Annotated in this window: 19 protein-coding genes; 6 read left to right on the forward strand and 13 right to left on the reverse strand. The window is 66.2% G+C overall.

What is annotated here, in order from left to right; genetic code table 11:
* The 10 genes from ABD104_RS22175 to phaC form a co-directional block, all read right to left on the reverse strand.
* Window positions 1-930 carry a branched-chain amino acid ABC transporter permease gene (locus ABD104_RS22175; RefSeq protein WP_343928210.1) on the reverse strand — a complete coding sequence of 310 codons (930 nt, stop codon included), beginning with the start codon at window positions 928-930 and terminating at the stop codon, window positions 1-3.
* 27 nt (window positions 931-957) lie between these two features.
* The gene (locus ABD104_RS22180) at window positions 958-2091 is read right to left on the reverse strand and encodes an ABC transporter substrate-binding protein (RefSeq protein ID WP_343928243.1); all 1134 of its coding nucleotides are present in this window, start codon (window positions 2089-2091) and stop codon (window positions 958-960) included.
* A 71-nt stretch (window positions 2092-2162) separates the two neighbouring features.
* Window positions 2163-3221 carry an anthranilate 1,2-dioxygenase ferredoxin subunit AndAb gene (andAb, locus tag ABD104_RS22185; protein WP_343928211.1) on the reverse strand — a complete coding sequence of 353 codons (1059 nt, stop codon included), beginning with the start codon at window positions 3219-3221 and terminating at the stop codon, window positions 2163-2165.
* 6 nt (window positions 3222-3227) lie between these two features.
* Window positions 3228-3704 carry an anthranilate 1,2-dioxygenase small subunit AndAd gene (gene andAd / locus ABD104_RS22190; protein ID WP_343928212.1) on the reverse strand — a complete coding sequence of 159 codons (477 nt, stop codon included), beginning with the start codon at window positions 3702-3704 and terminating at the stop codon, window positions 3228-3230.
* Window positions 3705-3706: 2 nt separating this feature from the next.
* A complete protein-coding gene (gene andAc, locus ABD104_RS22195; protein WP_343928213.1) occupies window positions 3707-4972 on the reverse strand; it encodes an anthranilate 1,2-dioxygenase large subunit AndAc in 1266 nt (421 codons plus the stop codon).
* An 88-nt stretch (window positions 4973-5060) separates the two neighbouring features.
* Window positions 5061-6101 (reverse strand): AraC family transcriptional regulator, encoded by a 1041-nt coding sequence (locus tag ABD104_RS22200; RefSeq protein WP_343928214.1) that lies wholly within the window; start codon window positions 6099-6101, stop codon window positions 5061-5063.
* 96 nt (window positions 6102-6197) lie between these two features.
* Complete coding sequence (rimO, locus tag ABD104_RS22205; protein WP_343928215.1) at window positions 6198-7583, reverse strand: 30S ribosomal protein S12 methylthiotransferase RimO; 1386 nt, start codon at window positions 7581-7583, stop codon at window positions 6198-6200.
* An 82-nt stretch (window positions 7584-7665) separates the two neighbouring features.
* A complete protein-coding gene (phaR, locus tag ABD104_RS22210; RefSeq protein ID WP_087841135.1) occupies window positions 7666-8232 on the reverse strand; it encodes a polyhydroxyalkanoate synthesis repressor PhaR in 567 nt (188 codons plus the stop codon).
* Between the two features lie 106 nt (window positions 8233-8338).
* Window positions 8339-9076, reverse strand: coding sequence for an acetoacetyl-CoA reductase (gene phbB / locus ABD104_RS22215; RefSeq protein ID WP_343928216.1), 738 nt, complete (start codon window positions 9074-9076; stop codon window positions 8339-8341).
* 64 nt (window positions 9077-9140) lie between these two features.
* Window positions 9141-10772: a class I poly(R)-hydroxyalkanoic acid synthase gene (gene phaC / locus ABD104_RS22220; protein WP_176400835.1), complete on the reverse strand. Its 1632-nt coding sequence runs from the start codon at window positions 10770-10772 to the stop codon at window positions 9141-9143.
* A 225-nt stretch (window positions 10773-10997) separates the two neighbouring features.
* Between phaC and ABD104_RS22225 the strand changes: the two genes are divergently transcribed.
* Entirely contained in the window at window positions 10998-11222 is a 225-nt protein-coding gene (locus ABD104_RS22225; protein WP_130358701.1) for a hypothetical protein, read from the forward strand.
* Between the two features lie 39 nt (window positions 11223-11261).
* Here the strand turns inward: ABD104_RS22225 and pgeF are convergent, their stop codons facing one another.
* Both pgeF and ABD104_RS22235 read right to left on the reverse strand, forming a co-directional pair.
* On the reverse strand, window positions 11262-12017 hold the full coding sequence (gene pgeF, locus ABD104_RS22230; RefSeq protein ID WP_343928217.1) for a peptidoglycan editing factor PgeF: 756 nt from the start codon (window positions 12015-12017) through the stop codon (window positions 11262-11264).
* The gene (locus ABD104_RS22235; RefSeq protein WP_343928218.1) at window positions 12014-13024 is read right to left on the reverse strand and encodes an RluA family pseudouridine synthase; all 1011 of its coding nucleotides are present in this window, start codon (window positions 13022-13024) and stop codon (window positions 12014-12016) included. The genes pgeF and ABD104_RS22235 overlap by 4 nt, the downstream gene beginning before the upstream one ends.
* A gap of 89 nt (window positions 13025-13113) precedes the next feature.
* Between ABD104_RS22235 and ABD104_RS22240 the strand changes: the two genes are divergently transcribed.
* Both ABD104_RS22240 and ABD104_RS22245 read left to right on the forward strand, forming a co-directional pair.
* The gene (locus ABD104_RS22240; RefSeq protein WP_087841130.1) at window positions 13114-13962 is read left to right on the forward strand and encodes an outer membrane protein assembly factor BamD; all 849 of its coding nucleotides are present in this window, start codon (window positions 13114-13116) and stop codon (window positions 13960-13962) included.
* Window positions 13963-13975: 13 nt separating this feature from the next.
* Window positions 13976-14608 carry a response regulator transcription factor gene (locus tag ABD104_RS22245; protein ID WP_343928219.1) on the forward strand — a complete coding sequence of 211 codons (633 nt, stop codon included), beginning with the start codon at window positions 13976-13978 and terminating at the stop codon, window positions 14606-14608.
* A gap of 14 nt (window positions 14609-14622) precedes the next feature.
* Here the strand turns inward: ABD104_RS22245 and ABD104_RS22250 are convergent, their stop codons facing one another.
* On the reverse strand, window positions 14623-16368 hold the full coding sequence (locus ABD104_RS22250) for an ATP-binding response regulator (RefSeq protein ID WP_087841128.1): 1746 nt from the start codon (window positions 16366-16368) through the stop codon (window positions 14623-14625).
* 133 nt (window positions 16369-16501) lie between these two features.
* On the opposite strand from ABD104_RS22250, the gene ABD104_RS22255 reads away from it, so the two are divergent.
* Genes ABD104_RS22255 through ABD104_RS22265 form a run of 3 tightly spaced genes read left to right on the forward strand, consistent with a single transcriptional unit; the run spans window position 16502 to window position 21507 of the window.
* Window positions 16502-18163, forward strand: coding sequence for a M30 family zinc metallopeptidase (locus ABD104_RS22255; RefSeq protein ID WP_140416912.1), 1662 nt, complete (start codon window positions 16502-16504; stop codon window positions 18161-18163).
* Window positions 18164-18175: 12 nt separating this feature from the next.
* Window positions 18176-19828: a M30 family zinc metallopeptidase gene (locus ABD104_RS22260; protein WP_087841126.1), complete on the forward strand. Its 1653-nt coding sequence runs from the start codon at window positions 18176-18178 to the stop codon at window positions 19826-19828.
* Between the two features lie 8 nt (window positions 19829-19836).
* Window positions 19837-21507 (forward strand): M30 family zinc metallopeptidase, encoded by a 1671-nt coding sequence (locus ABD104_RS22265; RefSeq protein ID WP_087841125.1) that lies wholly within the window; start codon window positions 19837-19839, stop codon window positions 21505-21507.
* The last annotated feature ends 32 nt before the right edge of the window (window positions 21508-21539 follow it).

Below are 21539 nucleotides of genomic sequence, written 5' to 3' on the forward strand. Positions count from 1 at the left end.
TCAGCCTCGGGCCGGGAACAGCCCGGCCGGTTTGAATACCAGCACCGATGCCATCAAGGCATAGATGGCAATGCTGGTCAGGGTCGCGCCCAGGTCCGTGGCCACGGCCGCGGGCAGCATCGCCTTGAGCGCGGTCGGAAGGTAGGCCTTGCCGTAGGTTTCCACCATGCCGACCATCAGGCTGGCAATGAAGACCCCACGGATGGACCCGACGCCGCCGATAACGATGACGACCATGGCCGGGATCATGATGCTCTCGCCCATGCCGACCTCCACGGCGGCGATGGGCCCCATCAACGCCCCTGCCAGCGCCGCCAATGCGGCGCCAAGCAGGAAAATCCACGTGAAGACCCGGCTGACATTGATACCCATGAATTCGGCCATGCGCCGGTTGGAGGCACCGGCCCGCACCAGCATCCCGACGCGGGTGTGATTGACCAGCACATAAAGGCCCGCCGCCACCGCAAGGCCGGCCAGCAGCAGCACCAGGCGATAGGTCGGGTACGGGAGACCGTCGATCAGCTCGATCGGCGCCGCCAGGGCCGCCGGCGTCGGCGCCATGAGCGGCGCCACGCCCCAAATCGCGCGCACTGTGTCGTCGGCGATCAGGATGACGCCGAACGTGGCAATGACGTGCGTCAGATGGTCCTTGCCGTACAGTTTCTTGAACAGCACGATTTCCAGCAGGCAGGCGAACAACAGCGTAGCGACGATCCCTGCCAGCACGGCGGCGAGAAACGAGCCGCTGTGCGTATGGACGGTGGCGGCGACGTAGCCGCCCACCATGTACATGGACCCGTGCGCAAGGTTCAGAGTATCCATGATGCCGAAGACCAACGTCAGCCCGGCTGCGATCAGGAACAGCATGAGACCGTAGCCCATGCCGTTCATGGTTTGTTCAATGAAATAAATCATGGGAAGGAACTCCATCGCCGGGAAGCATGCCTCCGGACGCCATCAGATGGCCTTGCATTGACCGTGGAACGAGTCCTGGTACTTTTCGAGCAGGACGCCCTCCGTCTTGTTCGTGAGCTTGCCGCTCTCGTCGCGAACGACCTGCCGGGTATAGAAGTTCATGATGGGGTGGTTGTTGCCGTTGTATGAGAAGTCGCCCCGTACCGACTCGAACTTGGCCGTGCGCAAGGCCTTGGCCACCGCCGCACGGTCGCCCAACTTGCCGTTCAAGGCCCGCACCGCAGCGTCGATGTTCATCACCACATCGTAGGCATGAGCTGCGTACAGCGTGGGATTGCGGCCGTAGGCCTTGCGGAACTCTTGCACGAATTTCTTATTGGCCGGATTGTCCAGGTCATAGGCGTACGGGGCGGAGTTGTAGAGCCCCAGCATGGGTTCGCCCACCGCGACAATCATGTCTTCGTCGGCCGATACGCCAGCCGTGACCATCTTGATGTCGTCGGCCAGGCCCGCAGCGACGAACTGCTTGATGAAGTTGATCCCCATCGCTCCCGGAAGCAGGAAATACACACCTTGGGGCTTGGCCGCGCGCAATTGCGCAATTTCGGCCGAATAGTCGATCTGCCCGACCTTGGTATAGATTTCGGCCACGATCTCGCCCTCGTAACGGCGCTTGAAACCCGTCAAGGCATCCTTGCCTGCCGGGTAGTTCGGCGCGATCGCCACGACTTTCTTGAAACCCCGCTGGTTGGCCAGCACGCCGCCGGGTTCGTGCATCATCTGGTTCTCGTACGAGGTGCCGAGATAGAACGGCGAGCACTTCTCCCCTGCCAGCAGGCTGGGGCCGGCATTATTCGACAGGTAAGGCACCTTGGCGGCGATCAGCGTCGGCGCGACGGCCAGTGCCACATTCGAACCGATGGGGCCGGTGAAGAAGTCGATCTTGTCGCGTTGTATCCACCGATTGGCGAGCTGGCGCGCCTGGTCAGGGTTGCCAGCCATGTCGGTCTGCAGGAACTCGGCAGGAAAACCGCCCAACTTGTTGCCCAGCATCTTGATAGCCAGGTTGAACGCGTCCTTGGCCTCGGCTCCGTTGGCGGCGAACGGACCCGACATATCGAGGGCCATGCCGACTTTGATGGGTTCGGCCGCATGCGCACCTCCCCACAGGCTCAAACATAGGGCGGCACAAGGCGCAACGGCAAAAGAACGGAATGACACAGCATTACTCCATAGTGAATCTTTGATCAAACCTTGCTGTCCGCCTTGGACAGGAAAGCGTCGGCGTAGTAGTTATCGGCCGGCAGCCGGCACGCCTGCACGAAATCGGCGCGCGCTGCCTCGACCATCTGGGGCGCGCCGCATGCGTAGACCTCGTGGCCCGACAGATCGGGAAAGTCTTCCATCACCGCGCGGTGCACGAACCCCGTGCGCCCCATCCAGCCGTCCTCTGGCGCCAGGTCGGACAACACCGGCACGTAGGTCAGCCACGAATATTGCTCGGCCCAGCGGCGGCACAGCGTATCCATGTACAGGTCGGACCGCCGCCGCCCGCCCCAGTAGAGATGCATCGCACGCGGCCGGAACAGGGCCGCATTGGCAGCCACCATGGCCTTGATGGGTGCAAAACCCGTGCCACTGGCCAGCAGGATCGCCGGCATGCCGAATTCGCTCAGGGTGAAGCTGCCCGCCGGCCCTTCTATGCGCAGCGTGTCGCCGCTGGCCAGCCCGCCGAAAACGCGGTCCGTGAACAGCCCGCCGGGCATATGGCGGATATGCAGTTCCAGCCCTGCCTCCCCGGGCAGCGATGCCATCGAATAGCTGCGCCGTTCGCCGTTTTCCAGCAGAACGTCCAAGTATTGGCCGGGGCGGTAGTCCAGCAACGGCTCGGTGGCCAGCGAAATCACCGCCACATCGGCCGCCGGCCGCTCGATGCCGGTGATGCGGGCCGACGCCTGCGTGACCGCCGGCCGCTCCTCGGCCCACGCGCAGCCGGTGGACACCTGCACCCGTCCGGCCACCACGCGCACCGGAAACGTGCGCACTGGTTCGGTCAACGGCGCACAGCGCACCGCGCCGCTGCGGATATCGAACAGGCCCTGATGAAGAGGACACTCCACGCAGCCGTCCTCGACATAACCGTCGGACAACAGCGCGTTGCCATGCGTGCACAAATCGCGCAGGGCGAATAACTCATCCCCCAAGCGGAACATCGCGATGGCGACGCCGCCTGCCTGCACCGGCGTGCCGGCATCTTCGGGAAACTGGTCGGGTGTGCCGACGTCGTGCCAATCGCTCATGGTCATCGGCACTCAGATAGGCGTCGCCAGCAGCGTCTGTACCCGCAAGGTGTCGTACACCACCTTCTTGCTGCGATAGCGCCACTGGCCTTCGTGCTTGACCACCTCGTCGATGTACATGCCGGCTTGGTAGACCACCGTATCCCCTGCCGTGCCGGTGGATACGACCACGTAGTTCGAATGCGTCGTCACGACATCGTCTTCGATGCCCTTGATCACCAGCCCGGAGGTGGCGTGCCGGTAGGTGTGCGCCTCGTAGATGTTGGCGTTGCGCAACGACACCACCCGGTCCCGCATCATGCGCGCATTGCGGCAATAGATGACCGGCACCGGCAGGCCCTGGTCGTAGTTTTCCTTGGGAATGATCTCGTAGTGCCCTTCTTCGAGGAAGAAGGCGGGCCACGCCTCGAGCTCGTTGGCGTCGAGGGCGGCGACATACCGGTGCTGGAGCTCCAGCAATTCCATCCAGAGTTGCAGGTTGTTTTCCATGATCAGTAGCCCATGAGCTTTTGATAGCCGGTCCAGAAACGCCGGATCAGGTTTTCGGTAATGACGGTGTCGGTCTGGTCGGGCGCCGACCGGGCCATCGCGATGTATGAGTGCTTGTCGCCATCGCGCACCGTTCCCTGCTGCACCAGCTCGGTGGCCTCGGTGTCCTCCATCGAGATGTAGCCCGCCGGCCCCACCAGGTTGGCCTGCAGGATGCGCAGCTCATGCAGCTCGGGGGTATCGTCCTCGTAGCCGAAGAAATGGAAGATCAGTTCAAAATGGTCCGGCCCCTTGGGCAGCAGTTGCCGTGCCACCAGGGTGTTATGGATCTGCTGGATGACCAGTTGGGGGAAGATCGGCTGGATCTGGTTGGTCGTCATCTCGTCGTATTCCTGGATCTGGCCGAGCAGTTCCGGATCCTCGAGGGCGAAGCCGCCGTCCATGGAGCGGATGTTCTGGGCTGCATACGCCGCCGCCGTGTCCGATCCGTCTTCAGGCTTGGTGACGGTGATGATGCTGTGCAGGCCGTGCTTGCTGTCCGGGATCGAGCGAGCCTTCATTCCCACCCGGAAAATGTTGAAGGTAGTATGGAACAAGTGCAGCAGGCTGGCGTGGTAGGGATCCTTGACGTTCTCCAGATACAGCTTCCAGTTCGAGTTCGAGTACTGGCGGGTACATCCCAGGAACGCGATGGGTTTGTGGAAGATGCGGTCGATCCACGGGCGCATTTCATCGCCCAGGTATTCCGGCAGCGGCGGCGTCTCGTCGCTGAAAGTCGCGAACATCAGGCCCCGGTAGCTGTCGACTCGCAGCTTGCGCAGCCCATGTTCGGCGGGCTTGAAATCGGGCGGCATGCCCACCATGCCCTTCTGGCCGCGGCGGAACGGCACGCCCAGCAGGTCGCCGTTGGCCGCGAAACTCCATTGGTGATAGACACAGGCATGCGAGTCGGCATTACCTTTCTTTTCGCGCACGACCATCGCGCCGCGGTGGGCGCACTGGTTCACCCAACAGGCCAGCCCCTCGGCCGTGCGCGTCACCACCACCGGCGTATCGCCGACAAAGGTGCTCTTGAAGTCGTTGACGTTGGGGATCTCGCATTCGAGCCCCAGGAAATTCCACGTGGGGCCGCGGTAGATACGCTCCTGCTCGCGTTCGTAGACTTCCTGCGAGCTGAAGACACTATAGGGGACCTGCGAACCGTCGGCTTGGGGAAAGACGACGCGGCGCTCGGCCTTCGCTTCGGAATGGTGGGCAAGTGTGGTCATGATGATCTCTCTGACTCGATCCTGAAATCAAGTCTATGGAGACCGGAAAAGCGTGGCTATCCGCTATGTGCAAGACAGGTTCGGAACCTTATCCGATTCCCGCAATCGTGCCGGCGGACAACCGCTGCACCGCAGCGGAGACCGACGCAGCGGTCTGATTGGGCAGTTCTCCGAAGCGCTCGCGATAATAGGCGGCGAAGCGGCCGAGATGCCCAAAGCCGTGCTCCAGAGCCGCGCTCGTCACGTTCACGCCCGGCTTGCTGAGCAAATGGGCGCGGACCGCATCGAGGCGCCGGTTGCGCAGCAGTTCCATCGGCGTACAACCCCGGTAGCGGCGGCACAGAAGATTGAGGGTGCGCACGCTGACGCCGATCACGCGGGCCAGGTCGAATGTCGAGACGGGAGCGCACAGCTTGGTGTGGATATAGGCATCGAGTGCCTCCATCCGCCTGACCGACTCCGGCGACGACAACGCCTCCGGTTCGGGATGCCGCATCTGCGACGGCGCGCCCCCCTGAGGACAGGACAAAAGGAACAGCGCGACATTGCGCTCGAAATGCTGCAGCCAGGCCTGCGCGACCTCGTTGCCCGGCGCGCGGTCGGCGCTGGTCAGCAGCGACTGCACCAGCAGGTCCCATTGGGCCACGGCGGCCTCCGGCAACAGGAGGACCGGCTCCAGGCCCGCCGCGCCGCCTTGTCCATGCCGCACTTCCTCCAACAAAGCCTTGGGCACCTTGATGATTAATTGCTCTGCGCCCTTCTGCCACCGCATGCGTATGTTCTTCCTTGGTGCGATCAAGGCGCTGCGTCCCGGCCCGACGCACACTTTCCGCCCATCGGCCTCGACTTCCATCACGCCGCGCAAGGACATATGGACCAAGGAAAAATCCTGGAATACGGCGGGCATGACCTCCACTTCGGCGCCGTAGCGCAAGGCCATGATTTGCAGGTCGTTGACGCCGGCCTTGAACAAGGCCGTATCGGCCGGCCCCCGGCTCCAGCGCAGGTCGTGGTCGGACAGCGCGCTGGCGACCTGGTGATGCGATTCTGCCTGCGTATCCGAGCGGAAGACGCAGCGGCGATACAGGCGGGAAAGGTCCAAAGGACGGCTAGGCGTCGAAGCGTTCATGGCAATCTCGCGCCGGCCCGCGAGTGCCGGCACCACGGAAAACATTACCGTGGAAGGCAAGAAACGTACCAGAGGCCAGGTGCCGCCTGCCAGAGATCAGGCCACGGCGCCCCACAAGTCGTGATCGTCGGACTGTGTGATGCGCACGGAAATGATGTCCCCGACCTTGTAGCGTTTCCAGGGCTTGTCGACCGGCGCCACGTAGACCTTGCCGTCGATGTCGGGCGCATCGCCCATGGAACGGGCGACGCCGCCCTCGGGGCCCACCTCGTCGACGATGCACTTGATGACCTTGCCGATCCGGCGCGCCAGGCGCTTGCGGGAAACGGCCTCCTGGACCTGCATGAAGCGGGCCTGGCGTTCCTGCCGGACTTCGTCGGGCACGGGATCGGGCAGCTCGTTGGCGGCCGCGCCCTCGACCGGTGAATAGGCGAAACAGCCCACGCGGTCCAGCTCGGCCTCGCGCAGGAAGTCCAGCATTTCCTCGAACTCGGCCTCGGTCTCGCCGGGGAAGCCGGCGATGAAGGTGCTGCGTATCGTCAGGTCCGGACAGACCGCGCGCCAGGCCCGGATGCGGTCGAGGTTGCGTTCGGACGAAGCCGGACGCTTCATCAGCTTCAGGATGCGCTGGCTGGCATGCTGGAACGGCACGTCCAGGTACGGCAGCACGCGACCGCCGTTCTCGTGGACTTCGTTCATCAGCGGCAGGACCTCGTCCACGTGCGGATAGGGATACACGTAGTGCAGGCGGATCCAGGCGCCCAGCCTGGACAGCTCGCGCACCAGTTCGGTCATGCGGGTGCGCACCGCCCGGCCGTCGACGAAGCCCGTGCGGTACTTCACGTCCACGCCGTAGGCGCTGGTGTCCTGCGAAATGACCAGGATTTCCTTGACGCCGGCCTTGACCAGGTTCTCGGCCTCGCGCATGACCTCGTGGATGGGCCGCGACACCAGGTCGCCGCGCATGGACGGGATGATGCAGAAGCTGCACCGGTGGTTGCAGCCCTCGGATATCTTCAGGTAGGCGTAGTGCTTGGGCGTCAGGCGCACGCCCTGCGGCGGCACCAGGTCGCTGAAGGGATCGTGGGGCTTGGGCAGGTGCAGGTGCACCGCCTGCATGACCTCGTGGGTGGCGTGCGGCCCGGTCACTGCCAGGACCTTGGGATGCATCTTCTGCACCACGCCTTCGCCATCGGCCTCCTTCTTGGCGCCCAGGCAGCCGGTCACGATGACCTTGCCGTTGGCCTGCAGGGCCTCGCCTATGGTGTCCAGGCTTTCCTTGACCGCGTCGTCGATGAAGCCACAGGTGTTGACGATGACCAGGTCCGCGTCCTCGTAGGTCTTGGACGTCTCGTAGCCTTCGGCACGCAGCTGGGTCAGGATCTGCTCGGAATCCGAGGCTGCCTTCGGACAGCCCAGGCTGGCGAAGGCCACGCGGGGAATGGCGGTGTTGGTCGGGGAATCGGACGAATGGATGGACATCGGGCGCACCGCGAGCGCGACTCGCGGCCGGAATTAGCGGAATGGGGGCATTTTACCGGGTTACTGCGCGCCCGCCCCCGCGCTACTTGCGCTCGTCGTCCTTGGACGCGGAGGTAAAGGGAAATGTGGTGAACATGGACCGGGTCTGGTTCTGCATCTGGTCCTGCATCTGCACGAACAGGTTCTTGCTCTGCTCGATGTAGTTGCTCATCATGCTCTGGATCATCGGCGTCTGGACGTTCATGAACTGCGCCCATGCCTCGGGGCCGAACTGGCCGCCGTACAGGCCCTTGGACTGCTCGCCCAGCTTGTTCTGGATCTCCATGAAGGCCTGGATGTTCTTCTCCAGGTACGAACCCATGATGCCCTGCATGGCATGGCCGTAGAAACGGATGATCTGGGCCAGCATGGTGGACGTGAACATGGGCGCGCCGGCGGTTTCCTCTTCCAGGATGATCTGCAGCAGGATGCTGCGGGTCAGGTCCTCGCCGGACTTGGCATCGACGACCTCGAACGTCTCGTTGTCCAGCACGAGCTGCTTGACGTCGGCCAAGGTGATGTAGGTGCTGGTCTGCGTATCGTATAACCGGCGATTGGGATATTTTTTTATCAACCGCAACGCGTTGCCGGCTCCGGCTTGCTGCGCCATGCTTGCCCCCAACTTAGATTTGTATGAAACCGGTGCGGTCCGCCGACCGCACCAGCCATCAAGTTTAGTCCAACCCGGCGTGGAACGCCTCGGGCCGGATCGGGGCTTACCCCATGTGCAGGCCGCCGTTCAGCGAGAAATCCGCGCCGGTGGCGAATCCCGCGTCGTCCGAAGCCAGCCAGGCCACGATGGAGCCGATCTCGTCCGGCGTGCCCAGGCGCTTCACCGGGATGGTGTCGACGATGCTCTGGAGCACGTCGGGGCGGATGGCACGCACCATGTCGGTACCGATGTAGCCGGGCGAAACCGTGTTGACCGTCACGCCCTTCGATGCGACTTCCTGCGCCAGCGCCATCGTGAAGCCGTGGATGCCGGCCTTGGCGGTCGAGTAGTTGGTCTGGCCGAACTGCCCTTTCTGGCCGTTGACCGAACTGATGTTGATGATGCGCCCCCACTTGCGCTCGGTCATGTCGCCGATGACCTGCTTGGTGACGTTGAACAGGCTGTTGAGGTTGGTGTCGATGACGGCGCGCCAGTCTTCCAGCGTCATCTTGCGGAAGAGGCCGTCGCGGGTGATGCCCGCGTTGTTGACCAGCACGTCGACCGGCCCGAACTCCTCTCGCACCTTGGCGAACGCGGCCACGGTCGATTCCCAGTCCGCCACGTTGCCCACGGAGGCGTGGAACGTATAACCGAGCGCCGATTGTTCGTTCAGCCACTGCTGAGAGTCGCGATTGGGCCCGCAGCCGGCGATGACGGTGAACCCGTCCTTGGCCAGCCGCTGGCAGATGACGGTGCCTATGCCGCCCATGCCGCCCGTCACGTACGCTATCTTTCCGCTCATGATGCCTCCTTATGAAACGGCGGAACCCACCGCCGCTTGACCCGCAGAATACGCATGTCTCTTGTCATGCCGCCCTGACCCGCACGTACTTGCCCGGCGCGGGTTCGATGACGGGATGGTCGGCGCTGCCCAGCGCGCCCGGCGCCTTGCCCTGGCGCCCTCCGTGCTCCTTGATCCAGGTTGCCCAGTCGTTCCACCAGCTGCCCGGCACTTCGCGCGCCTCGCCCATCCAGGCGGCGGCGTCGGCCGGCAGCTTGTCGTCCTCGCGCACCCAGTAGCTGCGCCGGTTGCGCGAAGCCGGATTGATGACCCCGGCGATATGGCCCGAGGCCCCCAGCACGAAACGCATCGGCCCGCGCAGGAGCGCGGTCGAGGCGTACGCCGAGGTCCAGGGCACGATGTGGTCCTCGCGAGAACCGTACACATAGGCCGGCATGTCGAGGGAACTCAGGTCGAGCCCCACGCCGCACGCGCGCACCTTGCCGGGCACCCGCAGGTTGTTCTCGAGATAGGTATTGCGCAGGTACCAGGCATAGAACGGTCCCGGCAGGTTGGTGCTGTCGGCGTTCCAGTACAGAAGGTCGAAGGCCGACGGCGCCTGCCCCTTCAGGTAGTTGTTGACGACGTAGTTCCAGACCAGGTCGTTCGGACGCAGGAAGGCGAAGGTGGTCGCCAGTTCGCGCGCCGCCAGCACGCCGCCCGCGGCGAACTGCTGTTCGCGCAGCAGCACCTGGGCTTCGTCGATGAAGACGTCCAGCACGCCGGTGTCGGCGAAATCCAGCAGCGTCGTGAGCAGCGTGAGCGAGGCCACCGGATCCTGGCCGCGTGCCTTCGCCACCGCCAGCGCCGACGACAGCAGCGTGCCGCCCACGCAGAATCCCAGCGCGTTGACCTGCGGCTGCCGCGAGATGGACGAGACGACGCCGATCGCCTCGAGCACGCCTTCCTGCAGGTAGGCATCCCAGTCCGCATGCTGCACGCCATCCGCGTCGACGGCCAGCGGGTTGCGCCACGACACCATGAAGACCTGCATGCCCTGTTCGAGCGCGAAACGCACGAAGGAATTGTGCGGCTGCAGGTCCAGGATGTAGAACTTGTTGATGCAGGGCGGCACGATCAGCAGCGGACGCGCGTAGGCCCGGGGCCCGAGAGGCTTGTACTGGATCAGTTGGAACAGCCGGTTCTCGAACACCACCGACCCCTCGGTGGTGGCAAGATTGCGCCCGACCTCGAACGACGATTCGTCCGTATGGGAAATGCGCCCCTTCTGCAGGTCCGACACCAGGTTGGCGATGCCCTGCTGCAGGCTTTCGCCGCCGGACTCGAGCAGGCGGCGCTGCGCGTCGGGGTTGAGCGCGAGGAAGTTCGAGGGCGACATGGCCTCGACCCATTGCATGGTGGCGAAGCGCAGCCGGTTCAGGACATGTTCGGGCGCCTGGACGCTGTCGGCCATCTTGAGCATGGTGCGCGCGGACAGCAGGTAGGCATGCGCCAGGAATGCATGCCCGGGGCTGGCGCTCCAGGCTTCACCGGCGAAGCGCTGATCGGTCAGTGGTTCGAGTTCGCCCGCGCCGGCGGCCCGCCAGAGATCGGCCCATTCCTGCGCGAACTCCTGCTGGATCTCCAGCAGCTTCTCGGGGGCCATGGCGTGCCCGCCCGACAGGATGCGACTCGAAGGCGCCGACGACCCAGGCATGTCGGCCTTCTGATTCAACATCTGCTGCCATGCTTCCAGCCACGCCAAGGGGTTCGTAGAATCCTGCCTGGACTGACTCACTAGAACACCTTGCTGATTCGATTACGCTAGATGCCATAGTGCATAGCGCGCCTGCGGCTGTCAAATCGCGCAAGACCCGCGCCAATGCCTGCGCGGCGCGCCGGTCGGACCGGCGTTTCACTCATATTTCATCTTCGCCGACCCATGCATTTTTCCTTCCTCGTCGCCATCGGCTGGCTTTACGTGACACTGCTGATGTCCCTGGCACAGCCCACGGTTCTGGCGGGTATCGCGACCCTGCTTTTCTACGGATTGCTGCCGGTCGCGATCCTGCTGTACATCTTCACCGCGCCCATGCGCAAGCGGCTGCGCCGTGCGCGCGAAGCGGCGCGCGACACCCCGGAAAACCCTGATCAAGAGAAACCCTGATGGCGCCGGCGACCAAGCGTCGCCCCGAGCGCCTGGCGGTCACGGAACGAGCCAGGCCAGCGTCGCGAAGCGTCCGGTGACGCCCTCCTTGCGGTAGGAGTAGAAGCGGTCGTTGCCGGCCACCGTGCAGAGATTGCTGCGCACGACCGTGGCCACGCCCGCGGCGCGCAGCCGCTGCTCGGCCAGGGCCGGCAGGTCGGCCAGCCACTTGGGGGCGCCCGCCGCGTCGTGGCCGCCGGTCGGGACGAAGGCGCCCGCAGGCGGTTCGGCCGCGCGCGCGAAAGCCGCCCGCACCTCGTCTCCGACCTCGAAGGCCAGGGGACCGATGGCCGGCCCTATCCACGCCCTCAGGCCTGCGTCCGGCGGCACGCCCATCGCCGCGACGGCATTCTCGAGCACGCCGCCCGCCAGTCCGCGCCAGCCGGCATGGGCCACAGCCAGGACGCCGGCCTCGGGCGCCGCGATCACGACAGGCAGGCAGTCGGCCGTCATGATGGCCAGCACCCGGCCCGGGACGCGCGTGACGGCGGCATCGGCCGGCGCGGGATCCGCTTCGTGGTCGGCGTCGGCCACCCGCGTGCCATGGACCTGGTCCAGCCACAGCGGATCGGACGGCAACAACGCGCGCAGGCGCGCGCGGTTTGCGGCCACCGCCCCGGGGGCGTCGCCCACGTGCGCGCCCAGGTTGAACGAAGCATACGGCGCCGCGCTGACGCCGCCGGCACGGGTGGTGGCGAAGATGCGCAGCCCGGGCCAGTCCGGGCCTTCCTGCACGAACGGCTGGGCGGCGGTCATGCGTCATCCCCCTCGTCCAGGTAGCCGTCCGCGTCCTCCTCGCCATCCTCCCAGGCGATGATGCGCACGACGGCCTGCATGTCGTCCGGCACCGGCGCATGGAAAACGCGGGGCCCGCCATGGACCGGATCGTCGAACTGCAGCCTGGCCGCGTGCAGCATCTGCCGCGCGGCGGGCGCCACCGCCTTGCCGCCGTACAGCGTGTCGGCCAGGAGCGGATGGCCGATGCTGGCCATGTGCACCCGTATCTGGTGCGTGCGGCCGGTCTCGAGGCGGCATTCGACCTCGGTCACCGGCATGCCGCCGGGCGCCCTGCCCAGGCGCAGGGGTTCGAAATGAGTGATGGCCGGCTTGGCGGCGATGGGCCGCTCCACGCTCATGCGCACCGGCACGCGCGGGTCCCGGCCGATGGGCCGATCGATGGTGCCGCCGCGCCGCACGTGGCCCGACACCAGCGCGAGATAGCGCCGCCCCACCGTGCGGGCCTGCAACTGCCGCACCAGCGAGGTTTGCGCCGTAATGGTGCGTGCCACGACCATCAGCCCCGAGGTATCCTTGTCCAGCCGGTGCACGATCCCGGCGCGCGGCACCTGGGCCAGTTCGGGATAGCGGTGCAGCAGGCCGTTGAGCAGCGTCCCGTGCCAGTTGCCCGCCCCCGGGTGCACGACCAGGCCGACGGGCTTGTCGACCACGATCCAGTCGGCGCTGTCGGCCACCACCGGAAAATCGATGGCTTCCGGCGTGAAGGCCAGCGACTCGGGCGCCGCTTCCTCCCAGACCGTGAGCTGGTCACCCGGCCCGACGACCTGCCGCACGGAGGCCGCCTTGCCGTTGACCAGCACGCCGCCGCGCTCGATCCAGCCCTGCAGGCGGCTGCGGGAATGCTCGGGCAGCAGCTGCGCCAGGACCTTGTCCAGGCGATCGGCCCGGGTGCCCGAAGGCAGGTCCAGCAAGCGCGGCTCGGCTTCCTGGCTTTCGATATCTTGGGACGGCAGCGAAGATGACATGTTTCTGGAGGGCCTGGCCGCGAAGCCCGAATATAATCACGGATAGTCTATTGGTGAGGGACACCACCATGCAGTTGAATTCCCTGGCAATGCAAGCGGCCTGCGGGCATCCGGCCCCGGCCCGGCGGCAGCGCCTCGTCGCGCGGCTGAGCCTGGCCCTGGCCTGCCTGCTGGCCTTTTTCATCCTGGCGGGCTGCGCCAATACCGGCAAGGAACCCGACCCCACGGTGGGCTGGACTGCCGAGAGATTGTACAAGGAGGCCAAGGACGAGATGGATACCGGCAACTGGACCCAGGCGGCCAAGTTGCTGGAGAAACTCGAATCGCGCTATCCCTTCGGCGTCTTCGCCCAGCAGGCGCAGATCGACATCGCCTACGTCTACTGGAAGGATGGCTCCAACGCCCAGGCGCTGGCCGCGATCGACCGCTTCGAGCGCCTGCACCCCAACCACCCCAGCCTGGACTACATGCTCTACCTGAAGGGCTTGATCAACTTCTACCAGGACAGCGCCTTCCTGGCCAGCCTGACGCGCCAGGACCCCAGCGAGCGCGACCCCAAGGGCGCGCGCGAATCGTTCGACGCCTTCAAGGCCCTGGTCGCGCGCTTCCCCGACAGCAAGTACGCGCCCGACGCCCGCCTGCGCCTGAACTATCTCGTCAACTCCATCGCGATGAACGAGGTCCACGTCGCCCGCCTGTATCTCGAGCGCGGCGCCTACGTGGCCGCCGTCAACCGCGCGCAGACCGCGGTGCGCGACTTCCAGGGTGCTCCCGCGGTCGAGGAAGCGCTCTACATCATGGTGCTGGCCTACGACAAGATGGGCATGACCGACCTGCGCGACGACGCCTCGCGCGTGCTGAGCATGAACTATCCCGACAGCAGCTTCGTCAAGAGCGGCTTCCAGAAAGACAGCGGTCCCTGGTGGAAGATCTGGTAGCGGCATCGCCTCCGTGGCCAGCGCCCTGCTGATCGACGATCACGCCATGTTCCGGGAGGGGCTGGCGCTTGCCCTGCGGCAAGCGGCCGGCCCCTCGCTGCATCTGCGCACCGCCGCCGGCGGCGCCGAGGCCCTGGCCTTGCTCAAGGACACCACGGCCGACATCGCGCTGATGGACTACTACCTGCCCGACATCGGCGGCACGGCGCTGGTGCGCCAGCTCCGGCGCGCGGGCGCCGGCCTGCGGGTCATGGTGCTGTCGGCCTCCGAGGACCACGAGGATGCCGAGGCGGCCCTGGCCGCGGGGGCCCACGGCTTCCTGCACAAGTCCGCCGACGTCGGGCAGTTGCTGGATGCCATGCAGCGCGTGCTGGCCGGTCAGGTCGTCCGGCCGCCGGAAAACCTTCCGGCATCGCTGGCCGTCCTGTCCGAGCAGCCCCCCGGCCGCCTGACGCCTCGCCAGACCGAGGTCCTGTGCCTGCTGTGCGAGGGGCTGCGCAACAGTGAAATCGCCGAACGCCTGGCCACGACCGAGAAGACCGTCAAGGCCCACATCTCGGCCATCTTCGCCGCGCTGGGCGTGGTCAACCGCACCCAGGCGGTGCTGGCCGCGCGCCGCGCCGGCCTGTTCGGCAAGCCCAGGTAGGCCGGGAATGGGCCCTAGCCCAGCATCCGTACCAGGACCTCCCGCAACTCGGCGGGCTCGACCGGCTTGTGCATCAGCGGCCAGGTGCGCGCCGCCGCTTCCGCCAGCCGCTGCGGATCGGTATCTCCGCTGATCAGCATGGCCGGGATGTTCTCGTCGTTGAACTCTTCGTGCAGCGCGTCGATCACCTCGATTCCCGTCTCGTGGTTGCGCAGCCGGTAGTCGCTGATGATCAGGTCCGGCCGCTCGTTGCGCCGGGCGGCGGCCTGGACGATCTCTTCGCCGCTGCCGCCGGCCACGACCCGGCACCCCCAGGCCTCCAGCAGCAGTTGTAGTCCCTGCCGGTTCTCGATGTCGTCGTCGACCACGAATACCAGCCGGCCCTTCAACGCTCCGGCGGAATGACCGGGCGGCGGCGCCTCCGGCTGGCCGGCATGCTGTTCGGCCATGCGGGGCACGGTAATGGCGAAGACGCTGCCGCGCCCCGGCCGCGAGCGCAGGCCCACGGCATGCCCCAGCAGCTTGGCCGTGCGCCGCACGATGGCCAGCCCCAGGCCCAGCCCCTTGCCCCGGTCGCGCTCGGGATTGTTCAACTGGTGGAACTCCCAGAACACCTTGTCCTGCTCGGCGGCCGGAATGCCCGCCCCGGTGTCCCAGACCTCAATGCGCCAGGCGCCCCGCCTGGGCCGGCACGCCAGCAGCACTCCGCCCCGCTGCGTGTTGCGGATGGCGTTGTCCACCAGGTTGCGCAGGATCCGGTCGAGCAGCGCCGGATCGGTATAGACCACCGCCCGCGTGGGCCGCACGCGCAGGACCAGCGACTTGGCATCGGCCTGGGGCGTGAATTCCAGCAGCAATTGGTCGAACAGCGCCGTCAGCGCGAAAGTCCGCCGGTTGACGCGCACCACGCCCGCATCCAGGCGCGAGATGTTCAGCAGCGCCTCGAACAGCGTTCCCAGCGCGGATGCGGCCCGCCCCACGCTGTCGACCAGGCGCCGGCTCTCGTCGGGCAAGGGCTGCTCCTTCAGCACGCCAATGAACAGGCTGAGCGCGTGAACCGGTTGGCGCAGGTCGTGGCTGGCGGCGGCCAGGAAGCGCGACTTGGCCAGGTCGCTGCGCTCGGCCGCCTCTTTCTCGCGTTGCAGGCTCTCGACCAGGGACAGGTTCTCGAAGCGCAGGCGCAGCGAGTCGATCTGCGTGCGCGACATGCGCTGCGCGAACACCAGGGTGACGGCCAGGTACAGCGCCGCCGCCAGCGCCAGCACCGTATGCATGGTGCCCGGAATGGTCAGGATGGCAATGAAAGGTAGCGAAAAATACGGCACCTGGAAGGCGTAGAGCAGCGGCAGGTCGATGCAATAGGCGTAGATCGCACCCGTGCCAAGCGTCAGCAGCGCGACGATCAGGAACATCTGGTGCGGCAGGTCCACGTGCAGCATCCAGTAGGCGAAGGGAATTCCCCACAGCAATCCGGCCACCCCGGTCGTGGCGATGGCGGTCCGGCGCCAGCGCGCCACGCCGCCCGCGTCGCCCGCGCCCCGCCGGTACCTCGACACGCCCCAGGCGCGGACCAGGGTCCAGGCTGCTTGCGCCAGGAACCAGGCCAGCATCTGCCAGGCGGGCACCGCCTCGCGCATCGCCGCCCACACCAGGCCGACCGTCAGCAGCGCCCCGCACAGCGAGAACGGCAGGTTGCGGCGCAGAATCGCCGCCTGTTCGGCCTGGAGCTGCTCGGCAAGGGGCGTGCTGGGTGCGGACATCGGGCTCGTGTTCCAGGAATTGGCACAACGCTATCACGGAGTGGATCGCCAGGCATTGGACCTTGGACCAATGCGCGCGGCAAGACCTTCCGCTACGCTGGCGGCCACGTTTCCCACCCGACAGGTATCGCCCATGCCCCCACGACTCCGCGCCCGGCTCCTGCGCGTGCTGTCGCTGCTATCCATCCTGGCCGTGGCCGCCTGCGGCGGAGGGGAAGAAGCCGCCGGGCCGGCGCCACCTGCGCCCGAGACCGGCCCGCGACTGGCCGTCGATTGCAGCGGGCCGCACTGCGGCGCCATCGACGCCCATCGCTATGCCGGCTCCGGCGTGGGCGTCTGGCAGTACACCAACGATACCGACGACCGCGTGGAAGTGTCCGTCCGGATCGACGGCATACCGGGCAAGGACGTCCATCTTTCCTACGTGAACCACTCGGACACGCGGCAGAAGCTGCCGCCGCTGGAGCTGTTCCTGCGCTCGCCCTACACCGGCACGGCCGCCCTGCTGCGCGCGGCGGCACCCGCTCCGGCCCGGGCGGGTCTTCCGCGGCCCCATGCGCCCTACGACCTGCGCGCCTTGCCCCGCCCGCGTGCGAAGACCGCCTCCGGCCCGGCCCTGGCCCGGATGGCGGCCTCCGCATCCCACCGGGTGGGCGACACCCGGGAATGGTGGGTGAACGATTTTTCCGGCGGTGACAACGCCAGGGCCCCGCGCCCGACCACGCTGCGCCGGCGCTCCAGCCTCGACGGCGCCGATCGCCGGGCGCTGAACATCTGGGTGGAGGACGCGGTCACGGCTGCTGGCGTCATTACCGACGAAGCGCTGGATCAATTGCAGGAGCGTATCCGGTCCACCTACGACCGGATAACGAGGATCGCGGGACCGATCTGGGCGGAAACCCCCTACGAGAACATCATCGGCGCCCATGAAGACCTGAACGTGGTGATCGTGGAACCGCTCGAGGTCCTGGGCTATGTCAACTTCACGGACGCCTACGTGCGGCACTACTACCCGGACTTCCCGAACATCCAGCAGTCCAACGAGGCGCTGGCGGTCTACATGCACGCCCGGAGCATTTACGCCCCCGACGACGTCTACACCGATGCCATCCAGACTTTCTCGCACGAACTCACCCATCTCATATTCTGGTTCTATCGAGGCATCCTCGCAGGCGATGACGACCAGCTCGACTCCTGGCTGAACGAAACCGTCGCGGAAGCAATGAAGGAGCTGGCCTACCATCCCGACGACGCGGCGCCCTCCGATACCGAGGCGCGGTTCCAGAGCTGGTTGTCCTGGGGACAACGCGGTGGCTTCAATTGCGACCTGCGAGACATGTATCCGATCCCGTTGCCGAACCGGGCCTGCTATGGCTACAGCACGGTCAATGCACTGGCCGCCTTCCTGATGCGCCACTACGGTGCCGATCTACTGGTTTCGCTGCTGCACGACTTCAGTTCGAGCGACTCGTTCGAAATCCTCGACCATTCCCTCCGGCAGGCCGGCGGCGACGGTTTCCCGGCCCTCCTGCGGCGCTTCGGGACCAGCGCGGCGCTGTTTCCCGCGGCGGCATCGCCCCCAGGCTTCGGCTATCCCGCGCGGCACGGGCAGGACGTCTTCCTTATCCCGCTCGATGGCGCGCGCTATGCCGACATCAACACCTTACCCGGCCGCGTGCCGCTCTACCTGGAACCCTACGGCTTCTTTCCGTTCGTACGTCCCCTTGTCCAGGGCAGCTACCGCGAAACGCTGCTGGTTCCCCCACGCTCCAGCCTGAGCCTCGTCATCCGATAGCAAGGAATCGCCATGATCACAGTCTCTTCACGTCCATGCCTTCCCATCAGACGCCTGGCCATCCATGGCGTATGGCTGCTGCTGGCCGCCTGCGGCGGAGACGGCGCCGTGGCGCCGGATACGCCCGAACCGCCTGCTCCGGCCGAGGCGCAACTGACGGTCGATTGCAGCGGACCTCATTGCGGCGCGGTCGATGCCCATCGCTACCTGGGTTCGGGCGTCGGCATCTGGCAATACACCAATACGACCGACGATCGGCAGACAGTGGCGATCGACATCTCGGGCCTGGCAGGCAAGGACGTGCAGCTGATCATCACCAACCACGGCGGCACCCCGCAGAAGATGCCCGGCATCGAATTGTTCGAGCGCTCGCCGTATCCGCCGGGCGCGCCCGCCGCCGCGCGGCGCGCTCCCGCCCTTTCCCCCGCCGTGCCGCCCGTCGCGCAACGAGTCGACGCCAGGCAGACCGTCAGCCGACGAGCCCCCGCTGCCACCGCCGCCGTGGGTTCCACACGCACCTGGTGGGTCGATACGTGGACAGAGGGGCGGGTAGAACGCTCATTCAACCTGCTTCGCCAGGGGCAGGCCCAGGGCCCCGATGGCCCGCGCCGGGTCAACATCTGGCTGGAGGACGATCAATACGGCGACGAACTGGTCAACGACGCGATGCTGGATACCCTGTTGCGACGAGTCATCTCGGGTCCGGACTCCATCTACACGCGGGCCACGGACCTCGCCGGCGAACCCTGGGGACAGCACGAGACGGCCGGGGCGATCCCGCCGGCGCAAGACCTGAACATCGTGCTGGGCAAGGAACTGGCCTATGTGGCCTATCCCGGCGCCCGCGACCTTCGCATCCGCCGACAGACGGGCAATCCCGACTTCGACGAATACGTCCGCACCAGCAACGAAGCGCTGGCGGTATATCTGACCTCGGAGCGCTTCTATCAGCCGGACGACTACTATGCGTACGGCGAACCGGCCGCGGCCATGGCGTTGCTGCTGACCCAGATGTCCAACATCTATCATCGCTCGGCACTGCCCGAGACCGACCAGTCCTTCGAACCATGGCTCGACATCATGACGAGCTTCATGATGCAGGACATCCTCTACCTGCCTGGCGTCGATACCTATCAGCTTGCAGGCGACATCTACCGCTGGTATTGGCTGTCGCTGGGCGCCACGGGCAACTTCAACTGCGACCTGACAACGTCACTGGACGCCGACGGATCGGCCTGCTATTCCGACGCGGTGCGGGCAACGTTCGGCGCCTACCTGTTGCGGCAATACGGTATCGGCTTCTATCGCCAATTGCTGCGCAATACCAGTTCGCCGGATTCCTGGGCCATCCTGGACGACGCCATCAAGCAGGCGGGCGGAGAAGGCGCAGATACCGCGTTGCGCCGCTTCGCCACGAACATCGCCCTGCTGCCCGCAGCCGCGTCGCCCAGGGGCTACGGACTGCCTGAACGGACGGACGGCGCCTACACGCTGGCCGCCATCGATGGCGGCACCTACGCCAGCGAATTCACGCTGCCGACCGACACGATCATGACCCTGATGCCGCGCGCGTTCTTCCCCTTCGCCCGGCCGGCCGTGCGGGACAACTACCGGGAGAACATCGTCGTCCCCCCGCATGCCAGCCTGTCGGTCGTCGTACGCTAGGAGCCGACATGAGACCCGCCTCCCCCACGCTTGCCCTGCTTGCCGCCGCCACCCTGATGCTGCTGTCGGGATGCGGGGGCGACGCCGAACCCATCGCCCCGACGGAACCGCCGCCTTCCACCGCGCAGTTCGAGGTCGATTGCAGCGGCCCCCGCTGCGGCGCCATCGATGCCCACCGCTACGCGGGCTCGGGTATCGGCGTTTGGCAGTACACCAATACCGGCGACGAACGGACCGCCCTGCCCATCCGGCTGGCTGGCGTGGCCGGCAAGGATGTGCAGTTGATTTACACCAACCACGGGGATACGCCGCAGCGCCTGCCCGCGCTGGAGCTGTATCTGCGTTCGCCCTATCCGCTCGCTGCGCCCGCCGCCAGGCTGGCGTTCCCGGCCGGCGCGGACGCGGCGGATGCCGCAAGTCCGCGCCGCCCGCGGCACCCCGACCTGCCTCCGATGCAGGCCGATCCGATGCAGCGGCTGAAGAGCCGCAAACCCTCGCCCGCGCACAGAATCGTGGGGCCGAGCCGCACCGCCCACGCGCCCCGGCTCGGGGACGTGCGCACCTGGCGGGTATCCGGCTACGGGATGGGCACGGAAGAAGACGCGTTCCGCCGGTCGACCCTGGTCCGCCAGACCGTGGCCCGCGACGGGCGCGGCATCCATGTATGGATCGACGCGGAGACCCAGGCGGCCGGCAGTGTCACGGATGCAATGCTCGACGGCTTCATCCGCGACGTCGCCCAAAGAGAGGACGCGGTCTACGACAGGACCGTGGCACTCGTCGGTCCGCCCTGGGGCCCGTATCCGGAAGGCGAATTGCCGGCCATCCCTCCCGACGCGGACCTGCACGTCGCCTTCATCCGCGACATGATGGCGGCCGGAATGGTGCATTGGAACGACGTCGGGCTGAACGATCCAGCCGGCCCTCCCGAGGACAATCTCAGCAACGAAGCGCTGGTCCTCTTCATGTCAGACGACAACTTCTACAACCCCGTCCTGGACGAACTGGCCTCCTTCGCCCATGAGCTGACTCACCTTTCCACACGCTACCTGCAGGTCATCTCCAAGGAGCCAGGCCAGGAGTACTTCCATCAATCCTGGTTCATCGAACTGATCGCGCTGATGGCCGAGGATGTCCTTTACCTTCCCGGCCTGAACCGCCACCATGAAAACCGTGATTTCTTCGTCCGCTACTGGCTGCGCGACCAGAACTTCAACTGCGACATCCTGTCGATCGCCATCCAGGACTGGGGCGCCTGCGACAGCTACAACATCAACTCGACCATAGGCGCCTACCTGCTGCGTCATTACGGCATGGACTTCTATCGAAGGTTGCTGAACGAGACCGGCGCGCCGGACTCCTGGCGCATCCTGGACAAGGTCATCCGCGACGTGGGCGGCCCGGGCATCCAGACGACGATGCGCCGCATCGGCACGACCAGCGCACTGTTGCCGGCGGCATCGCCGCCGAACTTCGGCCTGGGGGCGAGAAGCGACTCCGGCTACGACCTCGTGCCAATGGACGGTGCGCTGTACGCGGACTACGGGCTGCCAACGAGCGTACCGATGTATCTGCAGCCGCGGGGATTCTTCCCGTTCGTGCGGCCGGCTGTGCGGGACGTCTACGAGGAGGTCATCACCGTGCCGCCCCGGACCAGCGTGTCGGTGGTGATTCGCTAGGGCCTGCTGGCCCTGGCCGGTGCGGGGTTCCG

The sequence above is a fragment of the Pigmentiphaga daeguensis genome (assembly GCF_039523035.1).
In the GTDB taxonomy this organism is placed as follows: domain Bacteria; phylum Pseudomonadota; class Gammaproteobacteria; order Burkholderiales; family Burkholderiaceae_B; genus Pigmentiphaga; species Pigmentiphaga daeguensis.

What these genes read in the sequence shown, in the direction of transcription:
- ABD104_RS22175 (WP_343928210.1), bottom strand. Translation starts at nt 930, where the DNA reads ATGGAGTTCCTTCCCATGATTTATTTCATTGAACAAACCATGAACGGC.
- ABD104_RS22225 (WP_130358701.1), top strand. Translation starts at nt 10,998, where the DNA reads ATGCATTTTTCCTTCCTCGTCGCCATCGGCTGGCTTTACGTGACACTG.
- ABD104_RS22235 (WP_343928218.1), bottom strand. Translation starts at nt 13,024, where the DNA reads ATGTCATCTTCGCTGCCGTCCCAAGATATCGAAAGCCAGGAAGCCGAG.
- ABD104_RS22240 (WP_087841130.1), top strand. Translation starts at nt 13,114, where the DNA reads ATGCAAGCGGCCTGCGGGCATCCGGCCCCGGCCCGGCGGCAGCGCCTC.
- phaC (WP_176400835.1), bottom strand. Translation starts at nt 10,772, where the DNA reads ATGCCTGGGTCGTCGGCGCCTTCGAGTCGCATCCTGTCGGGCGGGCAC.
- ABD104_RS22200 (WP_343928214.1), bottom strand. Translation starts at nt 6,101, where the DNA reads ATGAACGCTTCGACGCCTAGCCGTCCTTTGGACCTTTCCCGCCTGTAT.
- andAd (WP_343928212.1), bottom strand. Translation starts at nt 3,704, where the DNA reads ATGGAAAACAACCTGCAACTCTGGATGGAATTGCTGGAGCTCCAGCAC.
- rimO (WP_343928215.1), bottom strand. Translation starts at nt 7,583, where the DNA reads ATGTCCATCCATTCGTCCGATTCCCCGACCAACACCGCCATTCCCCGC.
- ABD104_RS22250 (WP_087841128.1), bottom strand. Translation starts at nt 16,368, where the DNA reads ATGTCCGCACCCAGCACGCCCCTTGCCGAGCAGCTCCAGGCCGAACAG.
- andAb (WP_343928211.1), bottom strand. Translation starts at nt 3,221, where the DNA reads ATGACCATGAGCGATTGGCACGACGTCGGCACACCCGACCAGTTTCCC.
- phbB (WP_343928216.1), bottom strand. Translation starts at nt 9,076, where the DNA reads ATGAGCGGAAAGATAGCGTACGTGACGGGCGGCATGGGCGGCATAGGC.
- ABD104_RS22260 (WP_087841126.1), top strand. Translation starts at nt 18,176, where the DNA reads ATGATCACAGTCTCTTCACGTCCATGCCTTCCCATCAGACGCCTGGCC.
- ABD104_RS22255 (WP_140416912.1), top strand. Translation starts at nt 16,502, where the DNA reads ATGCCCCCACGACTCCGCGCCCGGCTCCTGCGCGTGCTGTCGCTGCTA.
- phaR (WP_087841135.1), bottom strand. Translation starts at nt 8,232, where the DNA reads ATGGCGCAGCAAGCCGGAGCCGGCAACGCGTTGCGGTTGATAAAAAAA.
- ABD104_RS22265 (WP_087841125.1), top strand. Translation starts at nt 19,837, where the DNA reads ATGAGACCCGCCTCCCCCACGCTTGCCCTGCTTGCCGCCGCCACCCTG.
- andAc (WP_343928213.1), bottom strand. Translation starts at nt 4,972, where the DNA reads ATGACCACACTTGCCCACCATTCCGAAGCGAAGGCCGAGCGCCGCGTC.
- pgeF (WP_343928217.1), bottom strand. Translation starts at nt 12,017, where the DNA reads ATGACCGCCGCCCAGCCGTTCGTGCAGGAAGGCCCGGACTGGCCCGGG.